We start from the raw sequence: 2,897 nt of genomic DNA, 5'->3' as shown, positions 1-2,897 counted from the left end.
TGCAAACTAAAGTAACAGAACGCATGGGCGACTGGTTTGAAGCAGAATTTAAAGCTAAAGCGAATAGTGCAAGCCGAAGAACTAGATTAATTAGAAGTCATGGTCACACCTATACTTATGCTAGATACCAAAATACTGGTCAATTATCAAGTAACTTAAAACAAGTTAAAAAAGGCGATAAAATAGTTATTGACGCAGGTACTAGAGCTAATTATACTAGCGGTTATCATGGTATGTACTTTTTAAGAAATAAAAAAGGTATGCAAGACGTTAAAACAACATTGAAAAAAGGCGCTATTTATGCTAATTCAATGAAATTATAAAAGTAGAAAGTGGTTTAATTACATTTGATTGAAATTAACAATAATGGTATTTTTTAATGAGTTTAGATAATTTTAAAAATAGAGCGATTGTATGGGATACGGTCAATAAAGGCTTCCCACAACCAATTCAAATAATGCAAGGCGACGTCAACGCTAGAACATTGTCAATTAAAATACTTGATAATGGAGGCGAAATTGATTTGACTGGCCATTCATTAAAACTTACATATCAATATACTAATAGCAGTAATTCAGGTTTTGTTATGATTCCTCCTGAAAACTTAACTAAGGGAGAGTTTATTTTAGTAATTCCTACCGAAATGACAGAAACTGGAGTTATTGAAGCGAACTTAATACTTCTCAATGAAGATAAAGAGCAGGTTATCGTCAGCAAGAACCTTACGTTTATATCAGATAATTCTACGGTTACAGATTTAGCTCAAGAAGTAAATAATAAGATTGATGATTTTACAAAATTATTATTGGAAAATATGCCACAAGTAATGCGTAGTGAGTTGAATGACTTACATGCTCAAACTGAATCAAACAAGAGCAATATTGAGCTTAAAGCCAATCAAACAGACTTGAACAACTTACAAGCTGATGTCAGCAGGCAAGGGATTGCAATTTCAACAAAAGCTGAACAATCAGATTTATTAATCACAAATCAAAATGTAACAACTGCTCAAGAAACAGCAAAACAAGCTGAAAGTGAAGCCAAAAATGCAATGGCAAAGGCTACCGAAGCACAAGCGAACAGTTTAACACCAACAACTTTAAATGTTGCTTGGGAAGTTGGTAAATATAATGATAATAATGGCGAAACAGTTATTAATGAGTCTATGAATAGAACTGTAAAGTTTGATATTAGCGGTACTGTTGAATTAAATATTAAAAATCCAACTAATTATACACTTTATAAATATTTTTTATATGATAAAAATGGTGCTTTTTTACGCTATGGCGAAGTAAAAAATGGAATGAGTATAAAGCATATTGGCAAAATTGCTTTTCAAACTGCCAAAACTGGTTTTGGAAAAATGGGAGAAGATGTTGCAACGACAAAATCAAATTTTATTTTTACATCATATATTTCAACTACAGACAAAATAGACATTATTGAAGATGAATTAAAATTTCTCAAAGATAGAATGTTAGTTGATATTGACTTGACTGTAACATATGGAAAATATAGTGTTGGTAGTGCTTCAAAAGATATTAACAAGACATACTTTTCAACTCAAAAAATGACATTAAATAAGGGTTCTATTTTAAAATATACTAACTCAAAATATTTAAGATTAGAATTAGTTAAATTTAATAGCAATACTTTGAAATGTGAGAGTGTTACTGTTACAAACGAAAAAAATATAAACGCAAATGGAATATATGCTATTCAAGGGTATGTTAGATTAAAACCTCTTACACAATCTGATATTGACATGATATTAGCAGACATGCAAGTTTTAAATTACACTTCATCCACTAACAACGTACCGAGTAATTTAGATAGTTTTCAAAAAATGGTAAATTATACCCCGTCAGTAAGTAATGACACTGTTACAACAACTACTACTGCGTTTGATTATTACAAATATCCAGTTACACCTATTTGGGGACATGAATATTTAGAGCATTGGTATGAGAAAATTTATGACGGTGTAAATAATATATCAATAGCATTAGACGGAGATAGTATAACTGCTGGTTACGCTCCACTATCATCGGTTCAAGATACTTTTTTTGGCATGAAAGATTATGCACTTAAAAAAATAATGAAGGCAGGGAATTATGATTTAAAAAAATTATCAATACTAAACAATGGTTTTGGTGGTAGAAATACGAATGAATGGGTAGGAAACCCAACTTATGCTTTGCCTTACTATTTACAAAAATACCCTAATGGTTTTTTACAAACATCGATGGAACATAACCCAGACCTTTTAATAATTGGATGGGGAATGAATGACGCTGATAAAAACCATACGAAGTTCGCTGGGTTAACACTAGAACAAAGATTAAACTTATTTAAAACAAATATGGAAGAAGGATTGAAAAGAATAAGAGGAAATACAAGTGTTAATGGTAGACCAGCTTATAATAAAACCGTAAAAGATTTGGCTATTATCATCACTTTGCCAACAGTTGGAACAGTTTATAATACTGGGAGAACCTATGTAGAGTGGTTTCAAAATGTTAGACCTATAATACAAGAATTATGTCGTAAATACGAGTGTGCGTTTGCTGATTTTACAGCGAGAACTTACGCACATAATGATATGTCTATAAAAACATGGTCAGCTTTAAATTCAGATGGCGTTACTTATGGATCGATACACCCTAACAAATACTCAATGGCTCAAATTATGTCACAGTTACAAGATTTAATATATCCTGTTTGCATGTGGAATATTGATATTGATTAATATATATTTAGGATTGCATGGGAAAATATCGGTTCAGCAGTAATTGGTTCAACGACAATATATTATTGGAAACGTACTGCATAAAAAAATAAAAAGGAAAATAAAAAATGAAATTAGATTATAACTCACGTGAGATTTTCTTTGGTAA

General features: G+C 30.9%; 2 protein-coding genes. Both read left to right on the top strand.

Going from position 1 to position 2,897, the window contains the following annotated elements:
• A partial coding sequence (locus L979_RS16190; protein ID WP_081993747.1) for a hypothetical protein occupies nt 1-323 on the top strand: 323 nt, incomplete at its 5' end.
• Nucleotides 324-379: 56 nt separating this feature from the next.
• Complete coding sequence (locus L979_RS15790; protein WP_052080622.1) at nt 380-2,749, top strand: SGNH/GDSL hydrolase family protein; 2,370 nt, start codon at nt 380-382, stop codon at nt 2,747-2,749.
• The last annotated feature ends 148 nt before the right edge of the window (nt 2,750-2,897 follow it).

The sequence above is a fragment of the Kocuria sp. ZOR0020 genome, assembly GCF_000800955.1.
GTDB lineage: Bacteria > Actinomycetota > Actinomycetes > Actinomycetales > Micrococcaceae > Kocuria > Kocuria subflava.
The sequence above is the reverse complement of the archived record's forward strand: the minus strand, read 5'-3'. Positions and strand labels throughout refer to the sequence as shown.

Bases quoted from the DNA above. Each gene is read 5' to 3' on its own strand.
- L979_RS15790 (WP_052080622.1), top strand. From the start codon at position 380: ATGAGTTTAGATAATTTTAAAAATAGAGCGATTGTATGGGATACGGTC.